The sequence below is a fragment of the Diplocloster modestus genome, assembly GCF_019042245.1.
GTDB lineage: Bacteria > Bacillota > Clostridia > Lachnospirales > Lachnospiraceae > Diplocloster > Diplocloster modestus.
On record NZ_JAHQCX010000003.1, the window covers coordinates 206231 to 224213 of the forward strand.

General features: G+C 49.2%; 18 protein-coding genes and 1 pseudogene. 13 read left to right on the forward strand and 6 right to left on the reverse strand.

Annotated features, from left to right (window positions below; translation table 11 throughout):
* Positions 1-28: 28 nt before the first annotated feature.
* Positions 29-634 carry an ECF transporter S component gene (locus tag KTH90_RS05915; RefSeq protein WP_158350613.1) on the reverse strand — a complete coding sequence of 202 codons (606 nt, stop codon included), beginning with the start codon at positions 632-634 and terminating at the stop codon, positions 29-31.
* Between the two features lie 219 nt (positions 635-853).
* On the opposite strand from KTH90_RS05915, the gene KTH90_RS05920 reads away from it, so the two are divergent.
* Positions 854-1549: a Crp/Fnr family transcriptional regulator gene (locus KTH90_RS05920; RefSeq protein ID WP_158350612.1), complete on the forward strand. Its 696-nt coding sequence runs from the start codon at positions 854-856 to the stop codon at positions 1547-1549.
* A 107-nt stretch (positions 1550-1656) separates the two neighbouring features.
* Entirely contained in the window at positions 1657-2214 is a 558-nt protein-coding gene (locus KTH90_RS05925; protein WP_158350610.1) for a CD3072 family TudS-related putative desulfidase, read from the forward strand.
* Between the two features lie 130 nt (positions 2215-2344).
* Here KTH90_RS05925 and KTH90_RS05930 read toward each other — a convergent pair whose 3' ends face one another.
* On the reverse strand, positions 2345-3391 hold the full coding sequence (locus tag KTH90_RS05930; RefSeq protein WP_158350608.1) for an NAD(P)-dependent alcohol dehydrogenase: 1047 nt from the start codon (positions 3389-3391) through the stop codon (positions 2345-2347).
* A 269-nt stretch (positions 3392-3660) separates the two neighbouring features.
* On the opposite strand from KTH90_RS05930, the gene KTH90_RS05935 reads away from it, so the two are divergent.
* The 7 genes from KTH90_RS05935 (at position 3661) to KTH90_RS05965 (ending at position 11517) form a co-directional block, all read left to right on the forward strand.
* Positions 3661-4707, forward strand: coding sequence for a zinc-dependent alcohol dehydrogenase family protein (locus tag KTH90_RS05935; RefSeq protein WP_158350606.1), 1047 nt, complete (start codon positions 3661-3663; stop codon positions 4705-4707).
* A 65-nt stretch (positions 4708-4772) separates the two neighbouring features.
* The gene (locus KTH90_RS05940) at positions 4773-6302 is read left to right on the forward strand and encodes a sugar ABC transporter ATP-binding protein (RefSeq protein ID WP_238726437.1); all 1530 of its coding nucleotides are present in this window, start codon (positions 4773-4775) and stop codon (positions 6300-6302) included.
* On the forward strand, positions 6292-7239 hold the full coding sequence (locus tag KTH90_RS05945; RefSeq protein ID WP_158350602.1) for an ABC transporter permease: 948 nt from the start codon (positions 6292-6294) through the stop codon (positions 7237-7239). The genes KTH90_RS05940 and KTH90_RS05945 overlap by 11 nt, the downstream gene beginning before the upstream one ends.
* 114 nt (positions 7240-7353) lie before the next feature.
* A complete protein-coding gene (locus KTH90_RS05950; protein ID WP_158350600.1) occupies positions 7354-8382 on the forward strand; it encodes a substrate-binding domain-containing protein in 1029 nt (342 codons plus the stop codon).
* 98 nt (positions 8383-8480) lie between these two features.
* On the forward strand, positions 8481-9323 hold the full coding sequence (locus KTH90_RS05955; RefSeq protein WP_158350598.1) for a class II fructose-bisphosphate aldolase: 843 nt from the start codon (positions 8481-8483) through the stop codon (positions 9321-9323).
* 39 nt (positions 9324-9362) lie between these two features.
* A complete protein-coding gene (locus KTH90_RS05960) occupies positions 9363-10319 on the forward strand; it encodes a carbohydrate kinase family protein (protein ID WP_158350596.1) in 957 nt (318 codons plus the stop codon).
* A 181-nt stretch (positions 10320-10500) separates the two neighbouring features.
* Positions 10501-11517: a LacI family DNA-binding transcriptional regulator gene (locus KTH90_RS05965; RefSeq protein ID WP_158350594.1), complete on the forward strand. Its 1017-nt coding sequence runs from the start codon at positions 10501-10503 to the stop codon at positions 11515-11517.
* Between the two features lie 51 nt (positions 11518-11568).
* On the opposite strand, the gene KTH90_RS05970 is transcribed toward KTH90_RS05965, so the two are convergent.
* Complete coding sequence (locus KTH90_RS05970; protein ID WP_238726438.1) at positions 11569-12720, reverse strand: ROK family transcriptional regulator; 1152 nt, start codon at positions 12718-12720, stop codon at positions 11569-11571.
* A gap of 127 nt (positions 12721-12847) precedes the next feature.
* Here KTH90_RS05970 and KTH90_RS05975 point away from each other — a divergent pair, with 127 nt between their 5' ends.
* The 3 genes from KTH90_RS05975 (at position 12848) to KTH90_RS05985 (ending at position 16020) form a co-directional block, all read left to right on the forward strand.
* Positions 12848-14218: a sedoheptulokinase gene (locus KTH90_RS05975; RefSeq protein ID WP_238726439.1), complete on the forward strand. Its 1371-nt coding sequence runs from the start codon at positions 12848-12850 to the stop codon at positions 14216-14218.
* Between the two features lie 86 nt (positions 14219-14304).
* On the forward strand, positions 14305-15471 hold the full coding sequence (locus tag KTH90_RS05980; RefSeq protein WP_158350588.1) for an AI-2E family transporter: 1167 nt from the start codon (positions 14305-14307) through the stop codon (positions 15469-15471).
* A 354-nt stretch (positions 15472-15825) separates the two neighbouring features.
* Positions 15826-16020, forward strand: coding sequence for a hypothetical protein (locus KTH90_RS05985; protein WP_238726440.1), 195 nt, complete (start codon positions 15826-15828; stop codon positions 16018-16020).
* 157 nt (positions 16021-16177) lie between these two features.
* Here the strand turns inward: KTH90_RS05985 and KTH90_RS05990 are convergent, their stop codons facing one another.
* The 3 genes and pseudogenes from KTH90_RS05990 to trmB form a co-directional block, all read right to left on the reverse strand.
* Positions 16178-16327 (reverse strand): hypothetical protein, encoded by a 150-nt coding sequence (locus KTH90_RS05990; RefSeq protein ID WP_238726441.1) that lies wholly within the window; start codon positions 16325-16327, stop codon positions 16178-16180.
* Positions 16317-16649, reverse strand: a pseudogene (gene trxA / locus KTH90_RS05995) (thioredoxin); the annotation flags it as partial. The gene KTH90_RS05990 and the pseudogene trxA, both read right to left, overlap by 11 nt.
* Positions 16650-16845: 196 nt before the next feature.
* Complete coding sequence (trmB, locus tag KTH90_RS06000; RefSeq protein ID WP_158350583.1) at positions 16846-17496, reverse strand: tRNA (guanosine(46)-N7)-methyltransferase TrmB; 651 nt, start codon at positions 17494-17496, stop codon at positions 16846-16848.
* A gap of 172 nt (positions 17497-17668) precedes the next feature.
* Here trmB and KTH90_RS06005 point away from each other — a divergent pair, with 172 nt between their 5' ends.
* Positions 17669-17980, forward strand: coding sequence for a hypothetical protein (locus KTH90_RS06005; RefSeq protein ID WP_158350581.1), 312 nt, complete (start codon positions 17669-17671; stop codon positions 17978-17980).
* Positions 17981-17983 lie beyond the last annotated feature (3 nt).

Consider the following 17983-nt stretch of genomic DNA (forward strand, 5'->3'; position numbering starts at 1 on the left):
TCTGAAGAGCTGCCGGAGGGCATTTGCATTACTTCTTTTCTTTAATATAATTACTTCCGCATCCGAATTTAACTAAAGTACGTTCCGGGATAACCTTGATCACAAGCCAGCAGATGACAAACGAAATGACTCGGTCAAGTACCGTGAAGATACCTTCTGTCCCGAAAAATGCCGCCCAGATATTCGCGCCTGCGGCCATTGCCGCCGCGGTAATGATGGACGTACCGCCGCCGGTCACTCCTCCGTATACAAGAACAACGATCGGTGCGGATGAAATGATAGATACGGCCGCCATAATAAGCATGGAAAGTATCCATTTCCACCAAACGCCGAACATCTGCTTTCTCGCAAGGAAACCGGTTACCAGACCGGCGATCACATTGACCGGAATAAATGCGAAGTTAACCGGGTTGGCTATGCCCGTAACGACGTTGGTCAGGCCGCCTGTCACCGCGCCTACCCATGGCCCGCAAAGCATAGCGGCAAAGATCGTCCCGATTGTATCAAGGTACATCGGCAGTTTCAAAAGTGATGCCAATTGCCCCCCCACGAAGTTAACCGCCACACCTACAGGAATTACCAGAATTGCCAGCATTGAAAAATCATCCTTGATTGAGTATTTCTTTTTTCCCATATCTCATTTCCTCCTTCATAAATATTCTGCTGTTATTTTTTTTACCCTCCAGGCATCTCCAACTCAGCAGTGTCGTATCTATTGTTGCTGTTTGTCAAAGTCCTACAACTCACCTTCCAAGCTTGACTTTACATTAGCATACATGTAAAATATGTAAAATGACATTTGTCAGTTTTTATTGTTATTATTCACAACAGAAAGGGGGGATTTAAAGATTTTATGTATAATAATACCATCAAGGCGTTAGAAATAATTTTTAAAGGCGAATACGATCTCAAGAACCCTGCTGTCACTCTGCGGGGAATAGCGGCTAAGAATCAATTGATTACAGCCGCGAGGAATGATACGATTATCAATCAAAAAGACCCCGTCAGATATTTCTATCTTCTGTTAAAGGGGCGCGCCTGTGTTCTGAACCACATTACCTGGAGTAATGACAACGTAGTAGATTTTCTGGAGCCTCTTGACATTTTAGGTATGGTCGAATACCTGAACAACGTGGATGCCTACACTGCCTTTGTTATAGCAGCGACAGATTGTGTTCTGTTCCGTATTCCTGTGGAGATCTTTGTCCATATTATCCAGCAGAACGCCTTTCTCTGCTATCAGACCCTGCTGGTACTTGGAAAGGTTCTGGAATCCAATATGAACCGGGCAGAGACGAATTCCCTGTTCCACCCAAAGGATATTCTGGGACATTATCTGTACCTTCAGGCGGAACATGTTCTCCCCTATGTCTGTCCGCTGACACGGCAGGTGCTGGCAGAAAAATTGCATATCAATCTGCGCACCCTATACCGGCTTATCGACTCCATGAATGAAAATGGCTACCTCACACGGCGGAAAGGAAAAATCGTTATAGAGGCTGAACATTTTGAACGTCTGAAAGTACGATACGGGGATGTTGTCCTCTGAACATCCAAGCTTTACTTTTCTGATTTCCTGTGCTACATTCTTCATATCAACGCCTGGCAGAGGCATATGCGGGCGGCACTATGGTTACACTCAGGAGGAATTAAGATATGCAAAAGATACTATTTACCGCTCACTGTATTCTTAATACCGCTTCCAAAGTCGTTCTATACAATCAGGAAGAGATCGATGCAGAGGAGGCACTTCGCAAAACATTTATGAGAGGTGTGATAGACAATGAGATTCAGGTGATCCAGCTTCCATGCCCTGAGTTTACTTTGTATGGCGCCAAACGCTGGGGACATGTGAGTGATCAGTTTGACAATGTATTCTTCCGCACTCATTGCAGGAAGATACTTACTCCGGTTCTGGATCAGTTGAAGGAGTATCTGGCCAACGGCCAGCGCTTTGAGGTATTGGGATTTGTGGGTGTTGACGGAAGCCCGAGCTGCGGGGTTGATTACACCTGCCGGGCCAACTGGTACGGTTCCTTTGACTGCCGCACGGACCTGCCCGAGACTCTCTCAGAATGCCGGCTGGCGCGCGGATCCGGAGTATTCATGTCTGTATTGAAAGATATGCTGAAAGAGGAAGGGCTGGAGGATGGGATTGTGATTACCTCACTATTTGCGCCTGAGCCCGATAAATGCCTGAATTTAGTGAGATAGCCCTGTCCTTAGGTGCCTGTTTGAAAACTACATGAAATCGGACCAGCCATGTAACCACAACCGGGCCGGCCCGATTTCATTTCGTTTACACCGGGTAACGGCTTATTTTTCATAAGCCCGAATATTATAGTCAGCAGATTTTGACGACTGATTTTACAATCGTGGCCTTTTCTTTCACGCTGGCGTCCATCGCATGCTGCATATCATCAAAATCAAAGACGTTTGTCACGATTCCCTTTAGATTCACCTTCCCGCCGGCTACTGCGTCGATCGCCATCGGATAGATATGCCGGTAGCGGAAGATAGTTTTAAAGGTAAGTTCCTTGTCCAGGGCCAGGCCGCTGGGCATAGTGAGCATCCCGTCAAAGCTGTAACCTACCAGCACGATATTGGAGCCTTTTTTTGAGGCCCGGATCAGCTGTTCCGTGGTTATGTTTGTGCCTGCGGTTTCGAAGGAGATGTCACAGCCTTTTCCGTCGGTCAGACGCAGGATCTCCTGAACCGTGTCCTGCTCTTTTCCGTTGATCACTGCGGTTGCCCCAAGCTCCAGGGCTTTATCCAGGCGGTTCTGCATGATATCTACCACGATGAGATTGGTAAGTCCCATGGCCTTTAACGCCAGCAGCGTCACCAGGCCGATACAGCCTGCCCCTGTGATTACCGCGGTCTGGCCGATATGGGCGCCGCCCTCCATGGCCGCGTGGAAGCCTACCGCCAGCGGTTCGATCAAAGCACCCTCCATGGTATCCACGTTATCGGGAAGTTTAAAGCAGAGCCCGGCTTCATGGGCCGCATACTCCTGAAATACTCCGTTGACCGGAGGGGTGGCGAAAAAGATCACGTCCGGGCACAGGTTATATTTTCCCTGTTTGCAGAATTCACAGTGGCCGCAGGTCTTTCCCGGTTCCAGGGCTACCCGGTCTCCCGGCTTCAGGTGGGTGACATTTTTTCCGGTCTCCACCACAACACCCGCCGGTTCGTGGCCCAGCACGAACGGAGGTTTTACGATACAGTCGCCCATTCTGCCCACTTCATAATAGTGAAGGTCTGAACCACAGATACCCACATACTGAAGTTTTACTAATACTTCATCATCCTTCGGTACCGGGATGTCCCGCTCCAGATATCCCATCTTGCCGATTCCTTCCATTACCGCTACTTTCATTTTACCTTCCATGTTAAAATCCCCTTTCCTTGTTTTGCTGTTTTTTTCACACAGCGTCATTTCCTTATGGCACTGCTGTTTCTGTTTTCAGGAAATTTTGTCAAATTATTTAACAATATCATTGACAAAGAAAACCCGTCATGCTAAAATACTCTTGATAAAACGTTTTATCATTCTCAAATTAGATTATACATGATTTCACAGTTTTTGTAAATGATATAGTAATTAAAAAATAAATCGTTTTATCACGTCATATAGCAATTTTAAAAAGGAGGAGCGAAATGAAAGCATTAGTGTACGACAAGCCCGGGAGACAGTACTCTGGCATCCGGGAAGTGCCCTATCCGGACTGCGGCAGTGATGATGTTATCATTAAGGTAATGTCTGCCAGTATTTGTAAGGGTGTGGAACATGACCATGATCAGGAAGGTGTTGGTACCGACCTGGCCGTCTACCCAGTCACTCCCGGCCACGAGTTTTCCGGCTATGTCGAAGAAGTGGGAAGCGGCGTGACCCGGTTTAAAAAAGGGGACCGGGTGTGTGCCGATAATACGGAGTATTGCGGGGACTGTTATTACTGCCGGAAAGAAGAATCCAACTACTGCCCGACGTTTGGTTCTCTGGGCCATAACATCAACGGCGGTTTCGCGGAATATGTCCGGGTAAAAAAAGAGAAGGTATTTCCCATTCCCGATTCCCTGTCCTTCAACTCTGCCGCTCTGGGCGAGCCTGTGGCCTGCTGCCTCCACGCGGTGGACCGCTGTGAGGTCAAATACGGTGATACCGTGGTGGTATTCGGCGCCGGACCCATGGGGCTTATCCTGGCCCAGCTGTTGAATCACTCCAACGCAAGCGAAGTGATCCTGATCGCGTCCACCCAGAGTAAACTGGATCTGGCAGAAAAAATGGGTATCAAAACCATCCTGATGGACCGGAAGGATTATTCCGTACATACCGAAAAATTCAGGGCCGCCCATCCCTACGGAGCGGATGTGGTGGTCGACGCTACCGGCAGCGTGCCTGTGATTCAGCACGGCATGACCCTGCTAAAGAAAGGCGGCCGCCTGGTCCAGTACGCGCTGGTGCACAGCGCCGAACAGCTGACCCTGGATCCCCGGCTGATGTTCAACAATGAACTGACCTATACCTGCAGTTTCTGTCAGTCCCACAACTTCGGCCGGGCCGTGGAAGCCCTGTCTGACGGACGGGTCGACGGTGATCTGCTGGTAACACACGAATATACGCTGGACCAGTTCTACGAGGCCCTGGATGAAAATGTTAACAATCATGATTCTATTAAGGTAGTGATCCATCCGAACCAGGAGTAAACCGGCAGATGTCAGAAATAGACAGGCAACGATCGGGTAGCCTGTTGGTGGGAGGTTATGAATGAATGGGAGAACATACTGACTATATAGTGGAAATGAAAAACTGCAGGAAAGTGTTTCCCGGAGTTGTTGCAGTCAATGATGTTTCCTTATGTCTGAAACGCGGAGAAGTACATGCCCTGATCGGGGAAAATGGGGCCGGTAAATCCACGATTATGAAAATACTGGCTGGTATCCTGCCTCTGGATGAAGGAGAGATTTTATATGAGGGAGAACCATTCTCCCCCAAGAATCCTCTCCAGGTACTGGAAAAGGGAATCTCCATGATCCCGCAGGAACTGGATCTAGTCCCCGAGATGTCCGTATGGGAAAATATCTACTGCGGTCAGGAAAAAACAACGAAGCTCGGTGTTATCAGTAAAAAAGAGATGATCACCGAGACACAAAAAATATTTGACGAGCTGGGGATCCGGATCAGCCCTCTTTCAAAGATCTACAAATTAAGCGTTGCCCAGATGCAGATGGTAACCATCGTCAAGGCCATCGCATTCGACGCGGATGTCATTATCATGGATGAGCCCACGTCGGCCATCACCGACCGGGAGGTCGCCCATCTGTTTGAAGTCATCGCCAAGTTAAAAAAACAGCAGAAAGCGATCGTATACATATCCCACAAAATGGATGAAATCTTCCAGATCTCCGATATGATCACCGTCATGCGGGACGGCTGCCATATCGTTACCAAAAAGGCTTCCGAACTGACCCGGGAAGAAGTGATCCACCACATGGTCGGCCGCGATCTGTCCAACATGTATACCAAGGACGGCGTACAGACGGAAGCATTTGATCCGGAGGAAGTTCTGCTGGAAGTAAGCGGGCTCTCAAAAGAAGGCCAGTTTGAAAACATCAGTTTTGACCTGAAACGGGGGGAGATCCTGGGGATCTCCGGTCTGATGGGCGCCGGCCGGACCGAGGTGATGGAGACCATCTTCGGCCTTCGCAAAGCGGACAAAGGCTCCATCCGTATCAAAGGCAGGGACGTCCGGGTAAAAAACCCCGGTATCGCCATAAGAAAAGGCCTTGCCTTTGTCTCAGAGGATCGAAAGCTATACGGCCTGAACTTAACCGGAACGATTAAGACCAATATCACGATGGCTTATCTGGCCCATATTCTGATCTGCCGGCTGATCATTAATTTCAAAAAAGAACGGTCCGTGGCAGACGATCTGATGGAGCAGTTAAAGGTAAAAGCCACATCCCGTGAAACGGTTGTAAACAACTTAAGCGGCGGGAACCAGCAGAAGGTGATCATCGCCAAATGGCTGATGGGCGAACCTGACATCTTTATCATGGATGAGCCCACCCGGGGGATCGATATCGGTGCCAAGGCCGAGATCTATAAAATCATGGATACCCTGGCCAAACGGGGAAAATCCATCATTATGATCTCTTCGGAGATGCCCGAATTATTAGGGATGAGTGACCGGGTCATCGTCATGCACGAGGGCCGGATCACCGGTAAATTTACAAGAAAAGAGTGTAACCAGGAAATATTAATGACTTGTTCGGTTGGAGGAAATGTGGATGGAAACTAGCAAAATAAGTATTGGAAGGATTTTAAGCAAATATGGTATGTATATTGCCTTTGGGGTCTTGTTCATCGCATTGTCCGTATTTTCTCCGGTATTTTTGACAGCGACCAATATCATTAATATTCTGCGTCAGATTTCCGTCATCGGGATAATGGCCGTGGGCATGACTTTCGTAATCGCGACCGGAGGAATCGACTTATCCGTCGGAGCGGTCATGGCGCTCTCCGGTGTCATCAGCACCAGCCTGGTGAAAGGGGACTCCACGGTGCCGCTGATCGTATCCCTTTTGGCAGGTATCGCTGTGGGAATCGCCTGCGGCGCATTCAGCGGTATCTTTATTTCCAAGTTAAACGTACCGGAATTTATCGCCACCCTGGCCACCATGACCATGACCCGCGGGATCTGCTATGTGTATACGGACGGGCGGCCCATCACCGGCTTCCGCGATGATTATAAATTCATCGGTACCGGCTCCCTGGGTGTGATCCCGATTCCGATTATTATCTATCTGTGCATTGTATTATTGGGTATCTTCTTCCTGAATTTTACCAAGTTCGGCAGACACGTGCTGGCTGTTGGGGGAAATGAAAAAGCCTCGATCGTGTCCGGTATCAATTCAGCGAGAATCAAATTCGTCTGTTACGTAATATCTGGATTTACCAGCGCCATCGCCGGTATCGTGCTGGCGGCCAGAACCCAGACCGGGCAGCCGGTGGCGGGGGAAGGCTATGAGCTGGATGCGATCACAGCCGTGGTCATCGGCGGCGCCAGCCTGTCCGGCGGTTCCGGAAGTGTGCTGGGCGCCGTGGTCGGTATGCTGATTATCGGCGTTATGACCAACGGCCTGGATCTTTTAAATGTTTCTTCTTATTACCAGAAGGTGATCAAGGGTATTATCATTCTGGTCGCCGTATTATCCGACCGGGCTAAGAAAAAGTAAGCGGCGCGAATCGCTGCCGGTACTTAGATCAGCCATTTTACTGTGTGCGGTAAGGGACGATCCGTCCGTTAAAGCAAAAACTATAAACCAAGGTATTTAAAAGGAGGAAAAAGAATGAAGAAACTACTCAGTGTGCTTTTATGCACGGCAATGACGGCAACTCTGTTAATCGGATGCGGAAGCAAAGCGGAAGAACCCGCTGCAGAACCTGCTGACGCGAAACCCGCTGCCACCGCTGCTCCGGAAGCGACACCGGCCCCTGCGGCAGATGCCGACGCCAAAGGCTCCGGCGACAAGATCGTGATCGGCTGGACCGATGCCAACTTATCCAATGAGTCCAACGCCATCTGCGCAAACTCCGCCATCGAGTACGCGAAACAGTTCGACAATGTAGAACTGATCGTCAATGACGGGGAAGGGACCGCAGACAAACAGATCGCGCAATGCGAGTCCTTCGTATCCCAGGGTGTGGACTGTGTCATTATCAGCCCTTACGACTTCGACGCATGCGTAACCGCCGCGAAAGTCTGTGTGGACGCCGGAATCCCGGTATTCGTGGCAAAAGGCCTGATCGCGGATATGTCCGTAGTAGAAACCTACGTAGGCTCCAATGACTTCAACGCCGGTGTGATGGAAATGGAATACATCGCCGACAAGCTGGACGGCAAAGGCAATATCGTCATTATCGAAGGACCTACCGGCGTAACCGGCGCTGTTCTTAGGAATGATGGAATCAATTCCGTACTGGAGCAGTATCCCGACATCAAAGTATTATACAGCAAACCCGCAGACTGGTACCGTGACAAAGCCATGGAACTGATGGAAAACTGGCTGCAGCTGGGCACCGATATCGACGCTGTTGTATCCCACAACGACGAAATGGCACTGGGCGCTTATGATGCCCTGGAAGCTGCCGGTATCACCGACATCCCGGTAATCGGTATCGATGGAATCGAAGCGGCTGTCGTATCCGTAGGCGAAGGCAAGCTTTCCGCCTCTATCCTACAGGATTCCAAGACCATCGGCGAGAAGGCCATCGATGTGGCCATCGACCTGGCCAATGGTAAAACCGTGGAAAAAGAATATGACATTCCTTACCAGCTGATCCTGCAGGATAACTATAAAGATTTCTTAAACGAGTAAGACAGGTAATTCTTCGGGGGCGGGAGGTTTGTCCTCCCGCCCCCTTTTTCAGCAAATTTGAGACGTGTTCAGTATATATAAAAAAGGAGAACTGGATTATGGCGCTTGTATCGATGAAGGAAATGCTGGCTAAGGCAAATGAAGGGCATTATGCGGTCGGGAATTTTGATGTATTTAATGTGGAGATGGTGACGGGAGTGATCGATGCGGCAGAGGAAACCCGCTCGCCCATTATATTGGCTTTTGGAGGAGAATTTGAGAAACTGGTAGATATCGGCGATATCGGCGCTTATATACGAAGTGCGGCGGGAAAGGCCTCGGTGCCGGTTGCTCTGCATCTGGATCATGCCACAGAGTTTTCTCTGGTAATGCGGGCGTTAAAGGCGGGATTTACTTCGGTGATGGTGGACGCTTCTTTTAAGAGCCTGGAGGATAATATTGCCACGACACAGGAGATCGTCAGGATCTGCCGGGAATATGGCGTGTCAGTGGAGGCGGAACTCGGGCATGTGGGCGGATTAGGGTTTTATGATGAGGATCAGGATACGGAATGTTATACGGTCGTTAAGGAAGCGGTCCGGTTCGTCAAGGAGACGCAGATCGACGCGCTGGCTGTGGCGGTCGGAACTGTGCACGGGGTCTATAAGAGGGAGCCGAAACTGAATATCAACCGGCTTCACGAACTAAAAGAAGCCCTTCAGATGCCGCTGGTTCTGCATGGGGGATCCGGTCTTTCCGACGAGGATCTGACCAGATGTGTTGCGAATGGGATCAATAAGATTAATATTTTTACGGATCTGACTCTGGCCGCGATGGACCGGATGAAGGCTGACGCCGATACCGATTTGAACTATCTGGGGAAATGCACGAATGTAAGGGATGCGGTCCACAAGGTGGCGAGGGACCGGATGCAGGTACTGCGGTCGGCCGGAAAGGCCTGAGATAAGAGCTTTTGAAATCAGAACGCGGGGGTATTGTCTATGCTATATGATGTAGTTTGTGTTGGTTTTGTAAATCAGGACATTGTACTGAAGGGAATCGCGAAAGATGCCCTGGAACGGGATTCTACCCATGCGGAGTCCACGCTGACAGCGGTGGGGGGAGACGCGGCTAACCAGGCGGTGGTTCTGTCGAAGCTGGGGAACCGGGTGGCGCTGATCGCCAATATGGGAAAGGATCCCATTGGGGAGCAGATCTTCCGCTCACTGGAACAGGACGGTGTGGATATGCGCTACGCTATCCGGGACAAAATTCTGCGCTCGAACCTGTCCGTCGCTGTGATTAAACCCGACGGCGAGCGCAGCTTCCTGTTCGGAAAAGGCGAGGGAAATATGGATGTGTCTATGAATACCATCGATCTGTCCGTTCTTGACCATACCAGGGCAGTCAGCCTGGGAAGCCTGTATTTTCTTAAAGAGATGGATCAGGGCGGGGCAGCGTCCCTGTTTCGGCTGGCGCAGGAGAAGAAAGTACTGACCTTCGCTGATATGACCGGGGATGCCTACGGGATCGGGCCGGATGGGATCGCTTCTGTCTATCCTTATACGGACTATCTGATGCCCAGCTATGAGGAGGCTTTCTATACCTGCCGCAAAGAGGACGTGGATGATATCGCCGACTTTTTCCTGGAAAGAGGGGTTCAGAATGTGGTCCTGAAATTAGGAGCCGGCGGCTGTTTTGTGAAAAACAGCGGGGACCGTTTTTTTATAGACCCTTATAAAATTCAGCCGGTTGATACCACTGGCTGCGGTGACAATTTCTGCGGCGGATTTATCTCCAGCATCCTGGCCGGGATGTCCCTGCGGGACAGCGCCCGTTTTGCCTGCGCCGCCGGTGCCATCAACGCCTGCCATCTGGGCGCCCACGAATCTATTCAAAGCCGGGATCAGGTAACAGAATTCATGATGTCCACTCCCCAAAGCCACCCGAAACGATAATCCATAAAAGCCCTCCATTGACCTGCCCGCTCTTTGTTCCTAAGGAAAACAGCAGCAAATTTGCCGCTTTATGTACATCCGATTAATTGACGAAATTTCTAAAATGAATTAAAATTATGAATAGAATAAGAGTAAAATTTTAATATTTTTTACCGGAATGATTAGATGAGGAACGAAGTATATGAAAGCGACAATCAAGAGTATCGCACAGGAGTGCAATCTATCCACTACCGCCGTGTCCCTGGTGTTGAACGGAAAGCCAAACCGGATCTCCGAAGAATCGAGGGCACTGATTCTGGATACTGCCAAGCGGCTGAATTATAGTCCGAATCAGATCGCCGTTGGACTGGTTAAGGGGAAAACCCGTACCATCGGCCTGATCCTGTCGGATATCAGCAATGTCTTTCTGGCTGAGATCGCCAAAATTATTGAGGAAGAGATTAAAAAGTATAACTATACGGTGATCTTTGGCAACACAGGGGATGACGGGCACAGGGAACTGGAGTATATCAGAGAATTTCTCGGTAAAAATGTGGACGGCATTATCTTACTCCATTCCTCCGATACCACCGAAGAGGAACAGCAGACGATCAAAGAGGTCATTCGAAAGAGCGACGTGCCATTTGTTATGCTGGATAATGACCTGGAGGAACTGGATATCGCCAGATGCATCCTGAACAATCAGGAGGGAGGCTACATCGCCGTCACCCACCTGCTGGAACTGGGCCACCGCCGGATCGGAAGTCTGTTAGGCCCCATGGGCCAGTGCAGTGTGCGTGACCGTCTGAAGGGATATAAACAGGCCCTTACGGACTGGGACGTTCCTTTTGATGAGGATCTGCTGTACCAGGGGGATTTCACCATACAGTCCGGCATCGCGGCCATGCCCTATTTTATGGAAAGAAATGTACATGCCGTCTTCAGCTATAATGATATGATGGCTTATGGACTGTACACCTATGCCAGAGATCATAATATCAAAATAGGGCGGGACGTATCCCTGATCGGCTATGATGACGGTTTTATTAATAATCTTCTGGATGTACCGCTCACTTCCATCAAACAGCCCCGGGTAGACATGGCGAAGAAGGCCACCGCCTGCCTGCTGAAAATGATAGCCAGCGGGACGAGACATATGGATCCTATCGTGTATCATCCGGAGCTGATCGTACGGAAAAGCACCTGCCCAAGGCAGTGAATCCTGGTGTGCTGTTAGTTAGGATATGAGCATGTCAGTGCACCAGCAGCCTCACGAATCCAGGTGGGCAGTAAATACTATATTGGCGGCTGATATGATATCATAGTTTTCCCGGGTGTCGGAGGCCATGACCGCCAGCGGAGCCAGGTCTTTAAGCAGTGTCCGCTGCGGCAGCTTTTCTCTGAGCGCGCACTCCATGAGCGGAAAATGGCTCAGGATGTCACCCGCCAGCACGATGGTATCGATATAAAACAGATTGATGACACTGGTGATACCGGCTACCAGATAGCCGGCTTCTGTGTCCAGTATCCGGCACGCGTCCTCCTCACCGTTTTGGGCCGCCTCCATGACCGCTTCCCAGGAGGGATAGATCCCGCCAAATTCAGCCAGCAGGTTAGGGATAGCGGCGTACATTTCCAGGCATCCGATATTACCGCAGCTGCAGGGTTTTCCCGTATGCCGGATCGTAATATGTCCGATCTCCGGGGACATCCCGAACACGCCCCGGTGTAATTTCCCATTTGAAATAATACCGGACCCGATACCGCTGTCTACCAGCAGCAGCATAAAATCCGAATTCTTTTTCATGTGTCCGTAACGCATATTGTAGATCGCCAGTGCGTCTGCATTGTCCGACATATAGATTGGATAGTGCAGCCTTTTTTTAAATTCCTCGCAGATAGCTACATGGTGCCATTGTTCAAAGTTGGGCGGATTCACGATCCGGCCGCTTTGCACATTGACTGGTCCCGGTGTGCTGACACCGATACCCAGCAATTCCTTTTCCGCTGCCGGATGGCTGCACAGTATGCGGCGGATCTGCCCGGCTGCCTCATCCAGGACTTCTGATACCGGTTCTTCGGGATAAATGGGTATGGTCCGTGTTACCAGACATTTTCCATAGATATCCACCAGTCCGATCTGACAGCTCCTGCGGTTCAGGTAGACCCCAACCGCGCAGAATCGATCCGGGTTCAATGACAAGGGAGCCGGACTGCGCCCTCTTTTCTGGGCAACCGCTTCATGTTCAATCAGTATCTGGTACCCGAGCAGCTCGTCTACAATAATAGAAATCGCAGATCTGGTCAATCCAGTCCTTCTGGCCAGTTCCGCACGGGACAGGCATTCTATGCTCAACAGGCTTAGAATTTTCTTTCGGTTATACTGTTTGATATATTCGGCGTTGCGGGTGGTTTTATTCATTTTTTCCTCCAGTGGCGCTTTCGCTGCTTGATAGATTTCCCCTGAGCCTATCATTTATACAGCGGTTTTTCCCATTTTAGCATTGAAAAATAACCTATGCAAGGCATTCTTATGTGGAGGTTTTCCTATGAAATCGATTGGCATTGATATTGGCACTACTACCATATGCGGCATTGTACTGGACATACAAACAGGCCGTGTACTGCAAAGCAAGACTATTTCGAACAGCGCATCCCTGCCAGGCTCCTGCTCCTATGAGCGGCTGCAGGATCCGGAGCTCATCATCCGCGCGGTATTCCGGATCTATGAAGGCTTTACCGCCAAATACCAGGATATCGTCAGCCTGGGGCTGACCGGACAGATGCACGGGATCGTCTACACCGACCAGGCCGGTCAGGCCGCAAGTCCTTTGTATACCTGGCTGGATGAACGGGGCAATCAAGCGATGGAGGACGGACAGACCTATGCGGAGACGCTCAGCGCTAAGACCGGTTATCCCATGGCTACCGGTTTCGGCATGGCAACCCATTACTGGCATACGCTTCATCACAGCATTCCGTCAAACGCGGTATCTTTCTGCACGATTCAGGATTATGCCGCTATGCGGCTGACTTCCTTGGCCGCTCCTCTGGTTCACGTATCGGATGCGGCCAGCTTTGGCTGCTGCCGTATGGATCATCACGGCTTTGACACGCAGGTCCTTCAGGCGGCCGGTATCGACACCGGCCTACTTCCGGCAGTCACAGCCGATATGCGCATCATGGGTGTTACCGCTGATCAGATCCCGGTCAGCGTATCGATTGGGGATAATCAGGCCAGCTTCATCGGTTCGGTTCAGGACATGGAGCATACCGTACTGGTCAATGTAGGTACCGGCAGCCAGATCTCCCTCGGCACTGATCAGATAACCCCCTGCAGCGGTATTGAACTGCGCCCCTGCGCTGGCGGCACTTACCTGTTCGCAGGGTCCTGCCTGTGCGGCGGACGGGCTTATGCCGCTCTGGAGCAATTCTTCAGAGAGTGCGCCGAAATGGTTACCGGCAGCCCTGCCGAACGCGTATATTCTCAAATGGATCAGCTGCTGTGCACGCGGCGGCCGTCCGGAAAGCTTAAGGTAGACACCCGGTTCGCAGGGACAAGAGAAGCCCCTTCCCTGACCGGCAGTGTCTCCTCCCTGACACTGGAGACTTTTCATCCGGCAGATTTTATCTACGGCGTGCTGGATGGAATCGCCGGAGAGCTCTTTGATTATTATCAGCTAATCTGCAGGTCCAAGGGCATGCCCGCGCAAAAGATGGTGGGAAGCGGCAATGGAATCCGTATGAACCGGAACCTGCAGCGAATTCTGCGGGAAAAATTTCAAATGGATCTCTCAATCCCCTGTCATCAGGAGGAAGCCTCTTACGGTGCCGCTCTTTTTTCCGTGGTTAGCGCCGGGTATTATCCATCTCTTGCGGATGCCCAGAAGATTATACGGTACATAGATGTTAATTTTTAGTTAGAATTTTCATTCCCCCTTGTTTCGTCTTTCTCCAGCAAGTATAATCAACTATAGGAACTAATGAAATTAATGGAGAAAACTACATGAATCCTTTGAGAAACAACAAGTTTGAATCTAACAAAAAATACTTTACGATCTGTATTTACGCGCTCTTTGTGATATTGATCGGAGCCCTGATTGTCAAAATCGTCATGGACTGGGATAAGGCCAAAGCCCTGTTCAACAATTTTGTGGTAATCCTGTCTCCGTTCCTGATCGGCGCATTTATGGCCTACCTTTTGAATCCTCTGGTAAAACGCCTGGACGGCCTGCTGAAAAAGCTGTTTCAAGAAAAAACACCCCGTTTACGCAAATTTTTATCCATTTTAATTTCCTATATTATTGTCGTGGGAATTATAATTATCGCGCTGTTTAGGATACTTCCCCAGATCGTCGCCAGCCTGACCGATCTGATCGCCCTGATCCCCAGCACATACACACGCCTGCTGACATTCATGGAAACCTTTGAGGAAAGTTACCCGGATTTTGATTTCCGGTTTATTAACCAGATACTGGAAAGCCTCGGCCCGGATCTTCTGAATTACCTGAAAAACCTGGTGACCAATGTGATCCCTGTGATCTACACTACTTCCGTATCGGTCATCAAATGGATGATCAACATCCTGATCGCCATCATCGTATCCGCCTACATGCTGTCTGATCAGGGAACGCTCAAACTGAATTTTAAGCGTCTGCTCTACGCGTACATCCCCCAGGGACGGGTGGACCGCTTCCTGGAAACCCTGAAACAGTGCAACAGTATATTCGGTGGGTTTATTATCGGTAAAACCATAGATTCCACGATCATCGGCATCCTGTGCTTTGTCCTTATGACCCTTTTGAGGCTGCCCTATGCGCTGCTGATCAGTGTAATTGTAGGTGTGACGAACATGATCCCCTATTTCGGACCTTTTATCGGTGCGGTTCCGGGCCTGTTCATCCTGCTGCTGATCGATCCCATCAAGGCTCTGGTCTTCGGTGTGCTGATTCTGGCCCTTCAGCAGTTCGACGGACTGATTCTGGGACCGAAGATCCTGGGGGACTCCACCGGGCTGAAACCGCTGTGGATCATCTTCGCCATTACCATAGGAGGATATATCTGGGGGCCTCTGGGGATGTTCTTTGGGGTTCCTGTGGTCGCTGTTATCGCTTACCTGTCTAAGAGGGCGATCGATCACCGGCTGAAGGATAAAGATCTGCATATTAATTAAATTGACCGGCCGCTGCCCATATGAGCCCGTATTTTCTGATCGGGCTCAAGCCTTTTCCGGGTATGGATGTCTTTGAGGGGATCGCCGTTTTGTATAATAAGGTGAGTTGCATTGTCCATCAGGAGGAGACGATTTGGATGGATACAAAAGATGTTGATAAGTATTGTGAAAAAATAGATGCCTGTTATAAAAATGCTTATAAAGTAATAAATAGTTTGATATTGTATTCTAAGTGATTCTGTGAAAATTTGGCTACACCAGATGGACTCAATGAATATTTGGCTATGAGCGAAAACATTATTAATGAATCTTCTAATGATATTATTAAATGTTATGACGAGAAGTCCGAACGATTTGTCAGAAACTATCCCCATCTCCAACGTCAAAATTTTAAGCAAACGCCTAGCCATAAAAGGGATCCGTAAGGCCGCCAGTCCCGGCCGGGCGGATGCGGCTTGCGGGTTGCTCCGGGAGATTGCAGCCGACGACGGGGCTGTGGATGAGGATTGCTTCTCTTGCGGCGGCCGGCCGCTGTATTGGTTTGGTTAGACATAAAATACCGTTATTAGTTACATTTACGGAGGGGTATGGAAATCCCCATTTTTCAGGGCACTGTTTGAGCCGTTCTTTGGCGAGTTTGCCCTGAAAAATGTAATAAGGGATTTCCATACCCCGTAGTTAATGTAACTTATAACGGTTTCTTTGTCTAACCAAACCAATACAGCGGCCGGCCGCCGCAAGAGAAGCAGTCCTCATCCACAGCCCCGTCGGCTGCAATCTCCCGGAGCAACCCGCAAGCCGCATCCGCCCGGCCGGGACTGGCGGCCTTACGGATCGCCTCCATCCTAAAGTGCATTTAATTTTGACTCGATCATCTCTTTCGGCACTGCGCCCTGGATGGTGTCCACGGCCTGCCCGTCCTTGAAAATAATAAAGGTGGGTATGGACATTACCCGGTACTTTCCGGCTGTCTCCATACTGTTATCCACATTCAGCTTTCCGACCTTTACCTTACCGGAATATGCGTCCGCCAGCTTCTCCACCACCGGTCCCATCATTTTGCAGGGGCCGCACCAGTCCGCGTAAAAATCCACCAGCACCGGAATCTCCGATTTTAATACTTCCTGTTCAAAATTTTCATCATTAAATGTAAGTGCCATCTTCTGATCATCCTTTCTTCTTTTTCTTCGTAATTTTTGCTGTTTTGTCTAAAATCTTGTTTACCTCATTCATGGAATTCTTCATATCGCGTAACGACCGGTCGAGGCTCGGCTTATTATAAAGCATCTGGTTTACACGGTCCGACATGTTCCGCTTCGCTGCCATAGACATCACTTTACTTCTTTTTTTTAGCTTATGTAGGAAAACCGCCTTTTATACAGGCAGCTTGCGGACTGCTGTTAATTTATGGATTGGATTGCCCATGGATGAGAATTTTTCCTCATATTCCGTCATGACATTTCCCTCATTTAATACGGGGTCATGATGCAGATCGAAGGTGGATGCCTTTAGGCACCATCCGGCTTCTATCACTTCTTCCAGTGAAAATTCAAATAAAACCCTGTTATCCGTTTTGAACTCCACACGGCCCTCAGGAGCCAGAATCTGATCATAGCGGGCGAAGAACTCCCGGCTGGTCAGCCTGCGTTTGGCATGTCTGTCCTTTGGCCAGGGATCGGAAAAATTCAGATAGATCCGGTCCACTTCACCCTCCGCAAACACATCCGGAAGATATTCCGCTTCCATCCGGATGAATTTTATGTTCCGCAATCCCTCTTCCTGCTGCTTTTCCAAAGCCCTGAGCAATACGCTGGAATATTTTTCTATCCCAATATAATTGATTTCCGGATGCTCCTTCGCCAGTGTCATGAGGAACTGGCCCTTCCCCATTCCGATCTCTATGTGGATCTTATTATGGTTCCCGAAGACCTCATTCCACTTTCCCTTTACGCTCATCTCTTCGTGAACCACGTATGGACTATTTTGGATAATTTCTCTGGAACCTTTTATATTTCTCAATCTCAAATTTTAACACTTCCTTTATTCTTTACGTTATTTTACACTATTCTACTAAAAATTGAAAGACGTTTTTTGTTATATTCGCTAATGTCAAAATATAAAAAAAGGAGTATGATAATAATGTTTATGAGATACTTACAAAGCATAGGTTTTACCTATTTTAGAAGGAGGCTGCTATATGGAGCTGATCATCAATCAATTGTCTGAGATCGAAACCGCATCGGTTAAAATCATCGAACATGCTACAGAACAGAAAAAGGAAGTTGCTGAGCACTTCAAACAGTTGACACAGGATTTTGACGAGCAGGTTGACCTGGACACACAGAAGCGGCTGTCGGATCTGAATATAAAGTTAACAAAAGAAAAAGAGCAAGAACTGGTTAAGTTAAAGGATGATACGGAAAATCTGATGATGACTTTAGACAAAGCTTATGAAGATCATCACACGGAGCTGGCCAAATATGTAGTGGACCAAATCATAAAGGAGTAGCAC